Here is a 16,773-nt window from a genome sequence, read left to right as displayed (position 1 = left end):
GCTGCTAGATATAGACCAAACCTAGACTACACAAACAAGTCGATATTATGTTCTTCATCGGGGTCCGGCTTTTTGTGCTTCTGCTGCGCGTGCTCATGGCTCGACTTTGGACGTACCTGAATATCATTTGTGCCGGTTATCTTTCCTTTTTTCACCACTTTATCGGTGCGCAATGGTGGGCGCTTGCCATCAGGTGCGGGCAATGGTCGTGGCAGAATAGGTATAATTGCGTCTTGGCTCAAAACTCACCTTCCTTTTTGACACTCCTTATCTAATTATCGGTCATATTTTGCACAACTTGAATAGAATAATAAAAAGCCACTAAAAAATGGTTGCAATTTACGTCTAGATTGGTAACTTTATGGCCTGAATTTGCCATGAAGGCAAAGTAACGTTGACAGGAACGTGACATGATTTTTAACCAAACGAAGCATCATCACCACCATCATCCAGAATAAGCTTCAGGCGGTTATCTGCTGGAAGCTTATATACAGCTTCCGGTGGTAGAATATTACAATATTGCAAACCCCCGGAAGGTAATCCTCCCGGGGGTTTTTTAGTTTTATAATTAGGGACAACAACATGACAGAGCAAAAACGACTACGCATCGCCATCCAAAAATCTGGACGCCTAAGCGATGATTCACAGGCACTATTAAAAAGCTGCGGAATGAAAATCAACCTCCGCCAACAACGCCTGATAGCCCATTCTGAAAATATGCCAGTAGATTTACTACGGGTGCGCGATGACGATATTCCAGGTCTAGTAATGGATGGTGTTGTTGATTTCGGTATTGTGGGTGAAAACGTACTTGAAGAAGAAACCATGCTGCGTACCGCGCAAAACGACCCTACCGATTGCGAAGTACTAAAGCGTTTAGATTTTGGCGATTGCCGCTTCTCGCTAGCCGTAGCCGAAGAATTTGATTACACCGGCCCGCAATGTTTAGCGAACAAGCGAATCGCTACTAGCTACCCGGGTATTCTTAAGCGTTACTTAGACGCGCAAGGCGTACCATTTTCAACCTGTATGCTTGCAGGCTCGGTAGAAGTGGCTACTCGTGCAGGCTTAGCCGACGCCATTTGTGACTTAGTCTCTACTGGCGCTACCTTAGAAGCCAACGGCCTTAAAGAAGTGGAAGTCATTTACCGCTCGCAAGCCGTATTAATTAAGTCTACAAACACGCTAAGTGACGAGCACCAAGACTTGTTAGACCGTTTACTCATGCGCATGCAAGGCACCATGGAAGCCAAAGAAAGCAAGTACATCATGCTGCACGCGCCTAAAACACATCTTGATCAAATTGTTGACTTATTACCAGGTAGCGAGCACCCAACCGTATTAGCCCTAGCCGGTGATGACGATAAAGTAGCGCTACATGTAGTCAGCACTGAAAACTTGTTCTGGGAAACCATGGAAAAGCTAAAAACCTTAGGTGCTAGCTCTATCTTGGTAATGCCAATTGAGAAAATGTTGAGATAAACCCATGCAAACGGTAATTTGGAACCAACTATCAAACGAGCAACAACTGCAGGTGCTGTCCCGCCCTGCGGTAAATAGCTCAACCGACATTGCCGGAATAGTTGCCGATGTAGTCACTCAGGTGCGAGATCAAGGCGACCAAGCCTTAATCGCGCTGGCCGCCAAGTTTGATAAAACTAGCTTAAGCGCTGTTCGAGTCAGCCAAACTGAAATCGAAGCCGCCGAGCAAGGTTTAAGTGATGAGTTCAAGCAAGCTATCGCGCAAGCAAAAGCCAATATTGAAGTATTTCACCAAGCGCAAAAGCCGCACGCAATCAGCTTAGAAACGCAGCCGGGCGTACGTTGCGAAATGCACTACGCTGCGATAGATAAAGTAGGCTTATACGTGCCTGGTGGCACTGCCCCGCTGCCATCTACGGTATTAATGCTGTCTATTCCTGCTGCTATTGCTGGCTGTGAAAAAGTGGTGTTAAGTTCACCACCACCGATTGCGCCAGAGATATTATATGCCGCGAAACTGTGTGGCGTAGACGAAATTTATGCTGCTGGTGGCGCACAAGCCATTGCAGCAATGGCTTACGGCACCGAAAGCGTCGCCAAAGTGGATAAAATCTTTGGCCCAGGTAATGCCTTCGTCACCCAGGCCAAACAGCAAGTCAGTGGCGACCACGCAGGTGCGGCTATTGATATGCCCGCTGGCCCTTCAGAAGTATTGGTGATTGCCGACCAAGGCGCTAACCCCGCTTTTGTGGCTGCAGATTTGTTATCACAAGCTGAACACGGCCCCGATTCACAAGTTATATTGGTCACCACTTCAGAGGCCCAAGCCGCCGCGGTAAACAGCCAATTAGCTCGCCAATTAGCGCTGCTTAGTCGCAATAATATTGCCGACCAAGCGCTATCACACAGTACCGCTGTAGTCGTCACTGATTTAGAGCAAGCAGTACAAGTGAGTAACCTGTATGGCCCAGAGCACCTAATTATACAAACCGAGCAAGCGCGAAGCCTACTACCCAAGGTTAAAAACGCTGGCAGTGTCTTCCTCGGTGAATGGACGCCAGAATCAGTAGGCGATTACGCCAGTGGTACCAACCACACCTTGCCTACTTACGGTTATACCCGCACTTATTCAAGCCTAGGCACCTTAGACTTTATGAAGCGTTTTACGGTTCAAGAGTTAACTCAGCAAGGCTTAAAAGACTTAAGCTCTGCGGTAGTGCCCATCGCCAACGCAGAGGGGCTAGACGCCCACCGCCGTGCGGTAACCATCCGTTTAGGCGAGGAGCAATAACATGTCGGTCACATTATTAGCCCGCAAAAAGATCCAAGCGCTTGTGCCTTACCAAAGCGCCCGTCGCATTGGCGGCAGTGGCGAAGTTTGGTTAAACGCCAACGAAAGCCCAGACGTTAGCGATTTTAGCTACTTAGGTGACGAATTAAACCGTTACCCAGAGTTTCAACCCGCCGCCATGATCAACGGTTATGCGGCCTACGCAGGTGTAGAGCCAAACCAAGTATTAGCCAGCCGTGGCGCCGACGAAGCCATTGAAGTACTGATTCGCGCCTTTTGCGAGCCCAACGAAGACAGCATAGTGATTTGTGCGCCAACTTATGGCATGTATGCCGTCAGCGCTGAAACCATTGGGGTTGAAATTAAAACCGTCGCACTGGACGCTAACTTTGACCCAGACTACGCAGCACTTGCGCAAATACGCAGCAAGATTATCTTCTTGTGCGCGCCTAATAACCCCACCGGCAATATGCTCGACCATGCCAAGTTGTGTGAGTTATTAAGCGCCCAAAAAGATCGGGCCTTAGTGGTCGTAGACGAAGCCTATATTGAGTTTTGTGAAGAGCAAAGCGTGGTTAAGTTATTGGCAGATTACGATAACCTAGTTATCACTCGTACCCTATCTAAAGCCTTTGCTTTAGCGGGTTTACGCTGTGGCTTTACCGTTGCCAATGTTGAAGTCATCGATGTAATGAGTAAGGTGATTGCCCCCTACCCAATTGCTCGCCCAGTAGCTGAAATTGCCGCTAAAGCCCTTAATAGCGACGGTATTAAGGTAATGCGTGACCGGGTAGCAAGGTTAAACGCTATTCGCAGCCAAGCGGTTACAGACTTAAGCAAACTCAACATTGTTAAAGAAATCTTCCCGGCTACCGGTAATTACATATTGGTTCGTTTTGATGATTCAGCCCGAGTCTTTAAAACACTGGGCGAACAAGGCATAGTACTGCGAGATTTTGCCAACAAAACGCGTTTAGAAAACTGCATACGCATCAGTATTGGTAACCAGCAAGAAGTGGCCGCTACTGTATTAGCAATTCAAGGATTGGAGCGAACTTAAGTGAGCCAAGTAAAACAAAAGATCTTATTCATCGACCGTGACGGCACCATGATCGACGAACCTATCACCGACAAACAGGTTGATAGCGTAGCAAAGGTAAAACTAGAGCCTCAAGTGATCCCTGTATTGCTCAAGCTACAAGCTAACGGCTACCGCTTAGTGATGGTGACTAACCAAGATGGTTTAGGTACCGACAGCTTCCCTGAAGCCGATTTTCACCTCGCGCAAAACTACATGATGGATATCTTTGAGTCGCAAGGCGTTAAGTTTGACGACGTGCTAGTTTGCCCGCACTTCGACGAAGATAACTGCAGCTGCCGTAAGCCAAAGCTAGGCCTAGTAAAAGACTATCTTAAAAGCGGTGTTATCGATTTTGCTCACTCTTACGTGATTGGCGACCGCCACACCGATATGCAGCTAGCCGAGAACATGGGGCTTGAAGGCCTGCAATACCAGCGCGATGGCCTAAACTGGGTAGCCATTGAAAAACAGCTTACTCAACTTGGCCGCAAAGCCAAGGTTGAACGCAATACCAAAGAAACTCAAATTAGCATTGCGGTAGATTTAGACAACGCCGGTGGCAGCCAAATTGATACTGGCTTGGGCTTTTTTGACCACATGCTTGACCAAATTGCTACCCACGGCGGTTTTCAGCTTAACTGTAAAGTAGTGGGTGATTACCACATCGACGACCACCACAGTGTAGAAGATACCGCCATTGCGCTTGGCCAAGCCCTTAAAGAAGCGTTAGGCGACAAGCGCGGCATTGGCCGTTTTGGCTTTGTATTGCCAATGGACGAATGCTTAGCCCAGTGTGCCTTAGATTTAAGTGGCCGTGCTCATCTCGAGTTTAAAGCCGATTTTACGCGCGATAACATTGGTGATTTTGCTACCGAAATGGTGATTCATTTCTTCCGCTCGTTAAGCGACGCCATGGCCTGTACCCTGCACCTAGAAACCACCGGTAAAAATACTCACCACATGGTAGAAGCCCTGTTTAAAGTATTTGGTCGAGCGCTGGGTCAAGCCATTATTAAATCTGGCGATGCCATGCCTAGCAGTAAAGGCACGCTATAAGCGCCAGCGTTTAAAAGGATAAGAGCAACAATGAACGTAATTATTGATACAGGATGTGCCAACTTATCTTCGGTAAAATTTGCCGTAGAACGTTTAGGCTTTCCGGTAACGGTTAGCCGCGACCCACAGGTTATCCTTGGGGCTGACAAGCTGTTCCTACCCGGAGTAGGTACTGCCACCGAGGCGATGAAAAACCTAGCCGACCGTGAGCTTATCGACTTAGTAAAACAAGTTAAAAAGCCATTACTGGGTATTTGTTTAGGCATGCAAATGCTGGCTGAATTCTCCATTGAAGGCGGTGCCAAAGAAGCTGAACAGCCAGTACCTTGCTTAGGCCTTGTACCCGGCACTGTAAGTTTAATGAAGCCTAACGCCGGCCAACGCTTACCCCACATGGGTTGGAATCAAATTCAGCCTACGGCCAATCACCCACTGTTTAAAGGCATTGAGGCTGGCAGTTACTTCTACTTTGTACACAGCTACGCACTACCGGTGAACGCCGCGACCATTGCTCAGTGTGATTACGGCAACGCCTTTACTGCTGCAGTAAACAAAGACAATTTTTACGGGGTGCAATTTCACCCAGAACGTAGCGGCCAAGCCGGTGCGCAACTCATTAAAAACTTCTTGGAGATGTAACATGATCATTCCTGCTTTAGATTTAATCGACGGAAAGATTGTGCGTTTATTCCAAGGTGATTACGCGCAAAAAACCATCTACGGTGACGACCCACAAGCCCAGTTTAGTGACTACCACAGCCAAGGCGCTGATTGGTTGCACCTTGTAGACTTAGACGGCGCTAAAGATACCAGTGCTCGCCAACTAGATGTGATAGCCCAGTTACTTAAAAACACCCCTGCCAAAATTCAAATTGGTGGCGGTGTACGTAGCGAACAAGATGTAAAAGACTTGCTCGACGCAGGTGCAGAACGCGTGGTGATTGGTTCAACCGCAGTAAAGCAGCCAGAAGTAGTGGCCAAGTGGATGAAAAAATACGGCGCCGAGCACATTGTACTGGCGCTAGACATTAACATCGACGCACAAGGCAACAAGGTAGTAGCAGTATCGGGCTGGCAAGAAGACAGCGGCGTGACCATTGAAGAGCTCGTGGCTATTTATGCGCCTGTTGGTCTTAAGCACGTATTGTGTACCGACATATCTAAAGACGGCACGCTAGAGGGTTCAAACGTAAGTTTGTACCGCGAGTTATGTGCCCAGTACCCAGATATTCACTGGCAAAGCTCAGGCGGCATTGGCGACTTAAATGACATTGCAGCGCTTACTGATACTGGCGTTTCCGGGGTAATTGTTGGCCGTGCATTGCTAGAAGGTAAGTTCAACGTTGAGCAAGCCATCGCCTGCTGGCAGCAAGGAGGCACCCATGCTAGCTAAACGAATTATCCCCTGCCTAGATGTAAAAGACGGCATGGTCGTCAAGGGCGTTAAGTTTCGTAACCACGAAATTATTGGCGACATTGTACCGCTAGCCAAACGTTACGCTGAAGAAGGCGCCGACGAATTGGTGTTTTACGACATTACTGCCAGCTCAGACGAGCGCGTCGTAGATAAAAGCTGGGTAAGTCGCGTAGCCGAAGTTATCGACATTCCGTTTTGCGTAGCCGGTGGCATTAAAACCATTGAAGACGCCAACCGCACCTTGCAAAACGGCGCCGACAAAATCTCGATCAACTCTCCTGCTTTGGCCGACCCTAGTTTAATCACTCGGCTAGCCGACAAGTTTGGCGTGCAGTGCATTGTGGTAGGTATTGATTCTTACTACTGCGACGAAACCCAGCAATACCAAGTGAAACAGTTTACGGGTGACGAAAAACGCACCGTAACCACTACTTGGAACACCTTTGACTGGGTGAAAGAAGTACAAGCACGAGGCGCGGGCGAAATAGTACTCAACGTAATGAACCAAGATGGCGTACGCCAAGGTTACGATTTAGAGCAACTAAGCCGAGTACGAGAGATTTGTAATGTGCCATTAATCGCTTCTGGCGGTGCTGGCGAAATGCAGCATTTTAAAGACGCCTTTACAATTTCCGACGTAGATGGCGCATTAGCGGCCAGCGTATTTCATAAAAGCATTATTGATATTGGTGAGTTAAAGCAATATCTCAAACAACAAGAGGTGGCAATTCGACTATGAGCCAATTTGAACAGTTAAACCAACAGATCGATTGGGACAAAGTTGAAGGCTTGATCCCTGCCGTGGTACAAAACGACCACAGCGGCCAAGTACTGATGCTGGGTTACATGAACAGCGACGCACTGGCTAAAACCTTAGATAGCGAGCACGTTACCTTCTTTAGCCGCACTAAACAGCGCCTATGGACCAAAGGTGAAACGTCAGGCAACGTACTTAAGCTTAAAAGCATCACCTTAGACTGCGACCAAGACACACTGCTGGTTGCTGTAGAGCCTATTGGCCCAACTTGTCATAAAGGTACTCAAAGTTGTTTTGATGGCCACAGCGAGCCTAAGCTTACCTTTATTGCCCAACTACAAGCAGTATTGGCCGAGCGTAAGTTAGCCGACCCAGAAGAAAGCTACACCGCCAGCTTATTTGCCCGTGGCACTAAACGCATTTGCCAAAAAGTGGGTGAAGAAGGTGTAGAAGTAGCCCTAGCAGCCATGGCCAACGACCGCGAAGAATTAGTCAACGAAAGCTCAGATTTGTTGTATCACCTACTGGTATTGCTAGAAAAACAAGAAGTGGGTTTTGATGAAGTAGTGGCTTGTTTGCAGGCAAGGCATAAGTAAAGCCAAGAGTTTAATAGCCAATAAAAAACCAGCGTAATGCTGGTTTTTTATTCCATTAGATTAGAGCTTAAATATCATTAATACGTCGACATTAACTGTTTTGCCGTAGGCTTAGATTTCAACCTTTTTTCTATCAGTCTTCGGTTTACTCTAAAAAAGACATAGGGAATGCCAAAGGCGAAGTTGTCTGAATGATAGGAGTTCATGGGCTTCAACTTTATATGACATACATAAAATGAAAACCACCTAGCTTGCTCTTCACTAAAAGTAAAAGACTCTATTTCAGAAAAAGCTATACAAACTCTAGAACCTCGCGAATAAAGTGGCCAACGAATAATCCCTGAGTCAGTAATCCAAACATGAACGCGATTGAGGTGTATATATTGATTTAGCCAATAATAAATATATACAGTAACCAAAGTAGAGCCAATGATGAATATCACTTTTATACCTTCTCTCTCGCCATCTGTAAGCTCTAATACATGTAAAGCTAGAACAGAGATTGCAGCCACGAAAAAGCCAATACAAATCGTAAACTTGCTTGACGATTTTTTTGTGCTAAAAAATCTCCAAGACATAAAGCCAGGTGGTTCATACCAATGCATAGAAGTGAACAAGCCATTGAAAAAATAGAATTATAAAAACATTATAAACATTTTTATCTATAGAGTTCTAGCTTGCCTATCATGGCCACAGTGTTGACTTTCAAAATAATCAACTCTTAGGGTATCGCACATCCATTTTCAACGTTTCTAAAACTACAAAATTTATTAACAATTAGTTAGACTACTTTTTGACATACCAAAGTTCAATTATCTCTAACATCAATCAATAGTAATCGCTGGCTGATTGACGCAATCTCCTTATAATAACGCCACAACCCCTTCGTGTAATTTCACTTAGGCTCATTCGGGCTTTGGTTTGCGCCATAGCCGTTCACGATGTCCTCGCCGATATGCGTACTACTGCTGATAGCAATGCTGGCAGACATCATTTTATGGTGGTTAGGTTTAGTGGCACAACAGGTTGGATGGCAACGACACTTTCAGGCTAATACCATCTGCAAACGGGCGGTTTTATCGGTAGTAAGATTAGGAAAAGAAGTACGGCGAAGGCCTGAGTATGTGATAACAGAACAGCGAATACGTTGGGCGATTAATACGTTTCGCTGGTTAACTCACGCTTCGGGACTCAAAGATTTATGAGGGGATCCTCCAGCGCTTAGCTAAACCGCACGAAACCTTGGCGTATACTTTTGCGAAGCAAAAATGCCAAGCGTTAAGTGTCGGATTGGGCGTTTTGTTAGCCAGCTGTTTTCGAATCACACTTTGAAATTAGCCAGATAATAAATATGGCTAGGATATCGATCTGAACGAATCCTAAGCTATACTCGTTTGAAAATTCAAAGACAGAGCCTCCAAGGTTGAATGAGGCTGAAATCCAATTAAAGGTTTCATTTACCCAGTCAACCATTAAAAATACACCGCCTAAGCCATAGTAATTATAATAAAAAGTACCCATGCCAAACGAGAATACCTGAAGTCCTTGATTCAAGTAGGACAGTATATAAAATTGAGATTTTCGTTTTAAGAGTGTTAACCCTGCAGTAGCGTTGAGCACAATTATTAGAGCAGTAGCAAAAATTACAATGCCATGTGTATTTGAAATTGAGAGAACAAGCATAACGAGCACAGAAATAGCTGTGAGTATCTGCATTACACCCAGACTAGACTGGGTTTTATTCCATCTATTTTTCGTGCGTTCAGCTTCCTGCTGATAGTACTCATCAATATCGTTACGTCGAGACGCAATCTCTGCGGTTAGAGCGGCATAGTTTTCTGGATACAATTTTGAATCAATACCTGATAGAGCTTCAAGTAACGATTCTGCGTCATACTTTGTATAATTAACTTCCATATTAATCTCATATTTGAACTGAACTTATTTAGCTGGCTAACGTCGTTGATAACCGGACGAACGAAGTGAGTTCCGGCGACCAGAGGGAGCTTGTTTGATCAGTTTGTTAGGCTATACCATGAAAATCCTTGATCCTAGCGCGTGTTTTCTCATCATCCTGATAGGCATCACTATATTTTTTGTAAATACTATCTAGTCGATACTTAAGTTGATTGAGTGAATCTAGCTTATGCTCTAAGCCATTATAACTTTCGGTATCTAGATCTTTCTCAGCTCTTTGGAATGTATTCGAGATAACTTCAAGAGAATCAGTGTCTTTTTCAAAGTCCATTTCCCACTTTTTCCTTTCCCCTGAGCCGAGTTTGCCAGTAGCGGAGAATACCCTTTTTCTAGAATTATCAATTTTCGGTAGTAATTCTTCGGTTTCAATTAGCAGGGATCTAAACTCGTTAACATTTTTCTTTAAAGTTAGACGTAAATCTAAAGCCTTAATTTCGCGAGTCTTCTTTAAGCTTAGTGAAGCCACAATTGCTCCAGTAATACCGGCAATTGAGCCAACAATGCCAGTCACCATCCCAACGTAACTTGTCCAATGTGGGTCACTCATGTGTATTTACTCTGCCTAACAACTTATTAAGAGGAAAAACCCCTTGTTTAAACAAGGAATTTTTCCTCTTATCATACATTTGATAAAAACAAGGTTATCACCTTTCCTAAGTAACATCAGCCACCTAGCTCGAAAAATAACAAAAACATCAGCATGAAAGTATGCAATCACTTGCAGAAAGTAGGAATTACAACGGCACTGTATAAAATCACAGAGCTTTGTCCACTAAAGTAGAAAAATTAAGGGTACATAGGTTTATTAAGAGTAGTTTTGAAGGAGCGGTAACACGTAACGGGGCATAAACGAGTTAGAACTTACAGTAGAAAAACATCAGACTAGTACGAACCAACACAAGGCTCCGCTTCTCTATGAGTTAACTCACCTGCACCTTCATTATCGCTGAATTGCGTAAGTGACAAATGATGAAGCGCTGCGAGTTGCGCAGGCTGCTTGTCACTGAGCAATGAAGAGTAACGATAATGCTGGGCGACCTTTGTTTTGCTGTATCAGCTTTAGCTATTCAACGCTCAAGGCGTCGCCCCTAGGCCAAACGCTTCACAATAGCCAAGAGCACTCAATCGCGGTAGATCACCCACCTACTCCCACAAATCCACTGGTTTAACACCAAAGTTCAACATTCTCTGACATCAATCAATAGTATGCACTGGCTGATAGGCGCAATCTTCCCTACAATAACGCCACAAACCATAGGTGTTATTTCACCTAACGTCATTGTGGCTTAGATGCGCGTTTGCTGAGCCACCATAAATTAGAGACTAAAGAGAAACTATCATGAGCGATCTCCCTCCATGCCCACAATGTGAATCGGCCTATGTTTACCAAGATGGTTCGCTACTTATTTGCCCTGAATGCGCTCATGAGTGGAACCCTAACGAGGTGGCCGTTGACCCAGATGCCATTGTATTAAAAGATGCGGTAGGCAACCTATTGGCTGAAGACGACAAAGTCACCTTGATTAAAGACTTAAAAGTGAAAGGTTCATCGCTGGTACTAAAAGTAGGCACCAAGGCGGTCATTAAGCGCTTTGTAGATTCTGACCACGATATCGACTGTAAAGTAGATGGCCACGGCCACATGATGCTTAAGTCAAAGTTTGTAAGAAAACAAAGCTAATTAAGCCAATGACTAGCGCTAAATGATAAACCTGCTTATGCAGGTTTTTTTATGTCTTAATCTACTCATTGAAATAACAACAATTAGCTTAAGTCAATACACTGGCAAGCGAATAAGGCTAAAGTCATCGTCAAGTTGTAGCGAGATTGAAGATGAGTTTAAGGTTAAATTGAAATGAAAACAGTGCTTTGCTTCGGTGACTCAAATACTTGGGGTTACTCACCTGAAAATGGCCAACGCTTGGCCTTTAATGCTCGCTGGCCCGGCATATTAGCCCAGTTACTTGGCGACGCATTTCAGATAATTGAAGAAGGTAAACCGGGGCGTACTAGCTACCTGAATGCCACAGATTTTGGCCTAAGTAGCGGCATAACTGACTTGTTAGATACCGTCAAAAAGCATCAAGCTGACTATTTAGTATTGATGCTGGGCACTAACGACCTATACCCCGCTTTTAAGCTAAGTGCAGAGCAAGTAGCCGCAAACCAAGGCCGCATGATTAAACAGTTGCAAGCACATTGCCTAAGCCAGCATATCACAGCACCTAATCTACTAATGATTGCACCACCCACCATTAATAAAACCGGTGATTTTGCTCGGTACTTTAGTGGCGCTGATGAAAAATCCAAGCTGCTGGCAGAGCATTACCACGTTGTTGCTCACTCACTTGGCTGTGATTATCTTGATGCGGCGAAGCTGGTGAAGGTTGACCCAAAGGATGGCGTACACTTGAATAGCGCCCAGCATCAAATTTTAGCAAAAGCCGTGAACGCTAAGCTCCAAGCGTTATAGTGAAATAACCTATAAAAATATGTATGGTCAATTGGTTAAGTAATGCTCTGTATACTCTTTATCAACCACATCTATCTGGTGATTAAAGCTAAGGATACTAATGTCACGGCTTAAGATGATTCAATGGATATTATTGGCTTAGCGGCGGCGCTCATATAAATTTCATTTAATGTTTATATGAGGTAGAAATCATGATGGAAATGCAAACGATAATGTCATGTTGCGCAGTTCCACCAGGAACAGCCCCTCAGAAGTTTAACATATTAAGTTCACACGCCCTGCCTTCACGGTTATCACTAAAAAAACCATCAATTATAATAAAAAAATCACTAAGGCTATTAATAAAAATCCACTAGTGATATAAATATCGAAATTAGTGATAAGGATGCCACCAATGAGAACAACGGGTAGATTAGTAACTCTATTTATTTTGTTATTATCAATATCGAATGGTCTATTTGCAAAAATCTACTCATGGACGGATGAAAGTGGGACTGCCCACTATAGCCAATTTCCTCCAATGGATATAAGTTACAATGAAGTTGATATACAACTATCGCCCACATTTAACACCCCACAGAGTACCTTGAGCTCAGATAACACCGACTATGACACTCCATCGCCAATAAATTGCCTAGTAGCCGTAAACAGAGGTGAAGCGCAAGTAAAAAAACTGTTAAAAAAATACCCTGGAAATATAAACTTGAAAGGAGCGCTAAATCAAATGTCGTTAAGCGAGTGCAAGTCATCTGACGGTAAAGTGCACAACTATTATAAATGCTTAACTAAATCTAATGCCGATGTTGTAGACTGCGGAAAGCGTTATGACTATTAGCAATGGCATTATTGCTATAAATAAATATTAAGCCATTGTCATGTTACCTCTTACACGTTATCAACGTTAAGGGTTTACATACTGACTACACGAAATAAATAATTTTTTGTATACAAATTATCGCAAGTGATAAACTAGCCATTAACCAGCGCTTATTTAATTAGAGATCATCGCCAATATGTTTTATTTGAAAATATTCTTCACGATAGTGATTGCTGTAATGGTGTGTTTTTTAGGCTTAGAGCTACTCAACCAAAAACGTAACCTACAATATGCCGCAAATGCCTACCTTATTGAGGGGCTTTCCATTAGTGGTCAAGTTAAAGCACAAATAGACGTTTATTTTAGTATCAATGGAGAGTTTCCATCCTCAAACCAACAATTAGGCATTGCTTCTCCTGAACAATATAGAGGCCAATCACTAACAAGTTTACATGTGTCTGAAGCAGGCATCATTACACTTACTTACAATAAGAAATCGGGTGTACATAATGGAGTTATCCAGTTAAAACCCGAGCCAAGTGACACAATAGGTATACGTTGGCAATGCCGAACGCCTAACTATCAAAGCCTTAGCCCCTGTGAGTACAATCAGCAACTATTTTTATAGCATGAATCACGATCAGGCTTAAACAGCACCGATGATGGGCATGGTTGGGCATTTTTTGGATATGTAGACTTACTAAGCTGAGCTAGTTAATCGTTTATTTTAGTTATTACTATGTAGCTATCGCATAGAGGTGTGTAAGCGTGGCAAAGTCTTACAAAATAGTTCGCCCCCCCTAAGAGGATGGCTAATTGGTTTCAGCGTGTTGTGGTTAGCTATAGCCTATATAGCTATGCCTATTACCAAAATTGCAAGGCGTGTAATCGCTTAGGTTGTTACGGGCCGCTCACCTTGCCAATGACAACGGCGCGCCCGCAGAAGATGCCCTGATTAGTAGTATCACATTACGCGTCGCTGGCTTTCTAGCAACGATTTTACTTATCACCACAAGCAACTGATGAACACAGGCCAAGCTACCCTATTCCTCGTGGCTTTTTCTATTCGCCCGAACGCCTCAGCGAAATGGTTCAGAACAGGTGGGGGTTTCAAATAAGTATTCGACACTTTTATTATCAATTTAGGGAAAGAAACCACACCGCGAACAGCAAAGTGATTGGCTTACCTACCAACGCTAAAGGTTCGGTAGATTTGGGTGAAGTGGTCATCGCGCCATTTAGTACCGAATGGACGGTTGCATGCCACTAAGAACAATAAAGCACTAATAAACACGGGGTGGAGTGAAGTTCAATTGCAAACAGATTAAGTACAACGATGCTCTTTAAGCTATGCCCGAACCTCAACGTTTATTGGTTAAATATTAGATTTCCCAAAGCGGAAAGCGAGCGATTAATAAGCACATATTTACCTCAGCTAGCCACTGATTTTTTACCAATACTGCACTTAACGATGTCACTCAACAGCAAGTGGAAGAACGAGTCAACCGAGCCATGATTAATGAACACAAAGGCCGGAACACATTCAAATGAAGATTTGAACTCAATTCTTGTCAGGTTTTACACTAAATGTCCGCCCCTCTTTATTTGCGCCCCTTCAAAAGCGAAAAACTCATAGCGCATAATGTTGATAGCGCTTTCATTCACAGATTTCGTATTTAATTCTGCATGGTTAACAACATAAAAATCAATTGTTTATACACCCCCCCTTTTTTATTGTTAAAATCATTCTTAATATTTAGCTTACAAGGAAGTGACGATGATAAAGAACCCCAATTTGTTTTGGTGGGGAGTATTCACAGGAGTGATTGGCATGTTGTTTTATGCCAACTTCAGAGAACCCCAAATATTATTTGATGCCATCCCCGCTTATCAATGGATAAAGTTATTCGAGACTCCAATCGAGCTGCCTCGCTATGCATCGGAATGGTTTCCAAGCTTCTTACATGTTCTGGGGATGAGTCTTTTCACTGCTGGTTTACTAGGAACCGAGAAAAAACGCTGGCTTACCATTCCATTATTTTGGCTGATTGTTGATCTTGGCTTTGAATTTTTTCAAGCATCAACCCAATTTGGTGTACTCAGCTATGGAAACTTCGAGTGGATGGATGTTGCAGCATTGTTTGCAGCTACGCTAGTGTCTTGTGTTTTGTTACGTGGTCATCACGCTCCAATATCAAGCAAAGTTAACTCTACACGCTTTGCCGCCCCCCTGGCAGTGTTAGTAGGTAGTAGCATGATGCTGGGCAGCTATGAGAATAAATCAGTGGACGAGCTATCCCGAGAAATTTGTACCTATCCAGACCAAAGCCAAGCCATTTGCGCTGTAGAACCCCTGTATTTGGATTGGGCGAGCTTTCGTGCTAACAGACACATTAGCTTTAGCGCTGAAAACGCCAACCCGCTAACCCAAAGCTATGTGGACGGTGGAGCCGCTATACAAGAATTTGTTGGTTTGGAGCACTCCGGTAAGCTGTATCTGCATCAGGATTTAATGTTTGTTGTATCAGAGCTTCGCGGCGTATATGTGTTTGACAATAGCGATAGTAGCACCCCCGCTTACTTAGGTTTTATTCATGTTACTGGTGCATCAGACGTACTGATCCATAAAGGTATGATCGTAGTAGCCGCACTAACTGATTTGGTAATGATAGATCTCAACGACTTAAATAATTTGGTCACAGATGAGCTGGCACTAGAGCGTCCCTACTATGACAATCTAATCCCTCAAGGAACAATATTCGCGCAAATTAACGAAGCAACAGAAGAATACCAAGCAATTAGTTTGGATCATGAATACGGCTTGGTAATTGGCTACAAAAATGCTGAAGGTAAACCGTTCTACTTCTGGGCTTTGGAGGATTTGTTATGAGCATGGTTATACGTTGGTTTAGTACTATAGCTACCGCATTAGCTTTGGCCGGCTGCGGCTCTGAGACTAGCGGAGGCGGTACTATCGTTTATACCGGAACTGGTCAAGTCGGCTCATTAGCAGCCTTGGTTGAGTTTCAGCAAAATCTACACGCCGTGAATGCTGACAATGATGTGTCGGTACTTCACTCGGAGGAGCCGCTAAGCACTGAATTCGTTAACCGTTATGGTTGGAATGTAGAAACGCTGCACGTTTACCAAGATAGCCATATACTGCATGGTAAGCCTAATGGAATAACAATATACCGCGCCGCCGAAGTCGCTACCGACAGACCCATTTGGATTGCAGACTTAAACCACATAAGGGCTTTCGACCCGGTAGTTGCTCACGATGGCTTAGCTTATTATTCAACCCGTGATGGTAATAAAGATGAGTTAACAATTAGAGACGGCGTTTTTGTGGATAGCATTGCTGATATTTTGGCTTATGTTCCTCCTACTCAGCAGGAAATAGATGAAGGGGCCGAATTTGAACGGCACACAAGTTTACCCCTAGCTGAGTATAGACAGCTAGCCGAACCCATTGGCTTGGCTTATCGCGAAGGGCTGCTCTACGTGTGTGATGCTGTAGAAGGCTTAGTGGCCCTGCAACTAGAGGTGAACCCTGACGATGCGGCTGAATTTAGTCACTTGCTGGTTAAGCAGACGCTTAACGATGTTTTTAGCTGTAAAGATGTACTGGCGACAGAACAAGGTTTAATGCTGGTTGGTGAGTCAGGTGTTACCCAACTGTTAGTCAGTAACGAGGGGGTTAGTATCATCAGCCAAATACCTACGTTATAACTAAATACATGGGTGTTTATTTTGGCGAAGCTAAATGAGGCTTCGCCATCTAAATACACGCTTACATGTTAGCCATTAGGGCGCTGTCAATGTT

Annotated in this window: 18 protein-coding genes, 1 pseudogene and 1 other annotated feature; of the genes and pseudogenes, 16 read left to right on the top strand and 3 right to left on the bottom strand. The window is 44.1% G+C overall.

The features are described from left to right. Positions 1-26: 26 nt before the first annotated feature. Positions 27-242, bottom strand: coding sequence for a hypothetical protein (locus ACVFI8_RS20060; RefSeq protein WP_248711827.1), 216 nt, complete (start codon positions 240-242; stop codon positions 27-29). A gap of 191 nt (positions 243-433) precedes the next feature. Further along, positions 434-561, top strand: a sequence feature (His leader region). Positions 562-582: 21 nt separating this feature from the next. Between ACVFI8_RS20060 and hisG the strand changes: the two genes are divergently transcribed. From hisG to ACVFI8_RS20015, 9 genes and pseudogenes are all read left to right on the top strand, one after another. After that, positions 583-1,482, top strand: coding sequence for an ATP phosphoribosyltransferase (gene hisG / locus ACVFI8_RS20055; RefSeq protein ID WP_457872469.1), 900 nt, complete (start codon positions 583-585; stop codon positions 1,480-1,482). A 4-nt stretch (positions 1,483-1,486) separates the two neighbouring features. Beyond that, entirely contained in the window at positions 1,487-2,773 is a 1,287-nt protein-coding gene (hisD, locus tag ACVFI8_RS20050) for a histidinol dehydrogenase (protein WP_457872468.1), read from the top strand. Between the two features lies 1 nt (position 2,774). Beyond that, positions 2,775-3,833, top strand: coding sequence for a histidinol-phosphate transaminase (hisC, locus tag ACVFI8_RS20045; protein WP_248711830.1), 1,059 nt, complete (start codon positions 2,775-2,777; stop codon positions 3,831-3,833). Further along, on the top strand, positions 3,834-4,910 hold the full coding sequence (gene hisB, locus ACVFI8_RS20040) for a bifunctional histidinol-phosphatase/imidazoleglycerol-phosphate dehydratase HisB (protein WP_256469272.1): 1,077 nt from the start codon (positions 3,834-3,836) through the stop codon (positions 4,908-4,910). 30 nt (positions 4,911-4,940) lie between these two features. After that, entirely contained in the window at positions 4,941-5,549 is a 609-nt protein-coding gene (gene hisH / locus ACVFI8_RS20035; RefSeq protein WP_248711831.1) for an imidazole glycerol phosphate synthase subunit HisH, read from the top strand. Between the two features lies 1 nt (position 5,550). Then, a complete protein-coding gene (hisA, locus tag ACVFI8_RS20030) occupies positions 5,551-6,303 on the top strand; it encodes a 1-(5-phosphoribosyl)-5-[(5-phosphoribosylamino)methylideneamino]imidazole-4-carboxamide isomerase (RefSeq protein ID WP_248711832.1) in 753 nt (250 codons plus the stop codon). Continuing rightward, the gene (gene hisF / locus ACVFI8_RS20025; protein WP_248711833.1) at positions 6,293-7,066 is read left to right on the top strand and encodes an imidazole glycerol phosphate synthase subunit HisF; all 774 of its coding nucleotides are present in this window, start codon (positions 6,293-6,295) and stop codon (positions 7,064-7,066) included. The genes hisA and hisF overlap by 11 nt, the downstream gene beginning before the upstream one ends. Beyond that, on the top strand, positions 7,063-7,680 hold the full coding sequence (gene hisIE, locus ACVFI8_RS20020) for a bifunctional phosphoribosyl-AMP cyclohydrolase/phosphoribosyl-ATP diphosphatase HisIE (protein WP_248711834.1): 618 nt from the start codon (positions 7,063-7,065) through the stop codon (positions 7,678-7,680). The genes hisF and hisIE overlap by 4 nt, the downstream gene beginning before the upstream one ends. A gap of 912 nt (positions 7,681-8,592) precedes the next feature. Then, positions 8,593-8,885 (top strand): annotated as a pseudogene (locus tag ACVFI8_RS20015) (IS4 family transposase); the annotation flags it as partial. 97 nt (positions 8,886-8,982) lie between these two features. On the opposite strand, the gene ACVFI8_RS20010 reads toward ACVFI8_RS20015, so the two are convergent. Both ACVFI8_RS20010 and ACVFI8_RS20005 read right to left on the bottom strand, forming a co-directional pair. Next, positions 8,983-9,597 carry a hypothetical protein gene (locus ACVFI8_RS20010; protein ID WP_248711835.1) on the bottom strand — a complete coding sequence of 205 codons (615 nt, stop codon included), beginning with the start codon at positions 9,595-9,597 and terminating at the stop codon, positions 8,983-8,985. Between the two features lie 106 nt (positions 9,598-9,703). Then, entirely contained in the window at positions 9,704-10,204 is a 501-nt protein-coding gene (locus ACVFI8_RS20005; protein WP_248711836.1) for a hypothetical protein, read from the bottom strand. 792 nt (positions 10,205-10,996) lie between these two features. Between ACVFI8_RS20005 and ACVFI8_RS20000 the strand changes: the two genes are divergently transcribed. From ACVFI8_RS20000 to ACVFI8_RS19970, 7 genes are all read left to right on the top strand, one after another. Next, positions 10,997-11,338 carry a zinc ribbon domain-containing protein YjdM gene (locus ACVFI8_RS20000; protein ID WP_248711837.1) on the top strand — a complete coding sequence of 114 codons (342 nt, stop codon included), beginning with the start codon at positions 10,997-10,999 and terminating at the stop codon, positions 11,336-11,338. A gap of 174 nt (positions 11,339-11,512) precedes the next feature. Beyond that, positions 11,513-12,130 carry a GDSL-type esterase/lipase family protein gene (locus ACVFI8_RS19995; RefSeq protein WP_248711838.1) on the top strand — a complete coding sequence of 206 codons (618 nt, stop codon included), beginning with the start codon at positions 11,513-11,515 and terminating at the stop codon, positions 12,128-12,130. A 385-nt stretch (positions 12,131-12,515) separates the two neighbouring features. Next, positions 12,516-12,965 (top strand): DUF4124 domain-containing protein, encoded by a 450-nt coding sequence (locus ACVFI8_RS19990; protein WP_457872463.1) that lies wholly within the window; start codon positions 12,516-12,518, stop codon positions 12,963-12,965. Between the two features lie 178 nt (positions 12,966-13,143). Then, positions 13,144-13,575: a pilin gene (locus ACVFI8_RS19985; RefSeq protein WP_248711839.1), complete on the top strand. Its 432-nt coding sequence runs from the start codon at positions 13,144-13,146 to the stop codon at positions 13,573-13,575. A gap of 459 nt (positions 13,576-14,034) precedes the next feature. After that, complete coding sequence (locus tag ACVFI8_RS19980; RefSeq protein WP_248711840.1) at positions 14,035-14,217, top strand: hypothetical protein; 183 nt, start codon at positions 14,035-14,037, stop codon at positions 14,215-14,217. Between the two features lie 507 nt (positions 14,218-14,724). After that, positions 14,725-15,837 (top strand): LVIVD repeat-containing protein, encoded by a 1,113-nt coding sequence (locus ACVFI8_RS19975; protein WP_248711841.1) that lies wholly within the window; start codon positions 14,725-14,727, stop codon positions 15,835-15,837. Continuing rightward, complete coding sequence (locus tag ACVFI8_RS19970) at positions 15,834-16,679, top strand: hypothetical protein (protein ID WP_248711842.1); 846 nt, start codon at positions 15,834-15,836, stop codon at positions 16,677-16,679. Before ACVFI8_RS19975 ends, ACVFI8_RS19970 begins: the two co-directional genes overlap by 4 nt. The last annotated feature ends 94 nt before the right edge of the window (positions 16,680-16,773 follow it).

Source organism: Agarivorans sp. MS3-6 (genome assembly GCF_054112545.1).
The sequence above is the reverse complement of the archived record's forward strand: the minus strand, read 5'-3'. Positions and strand labels throughout refer to the sequence as shown.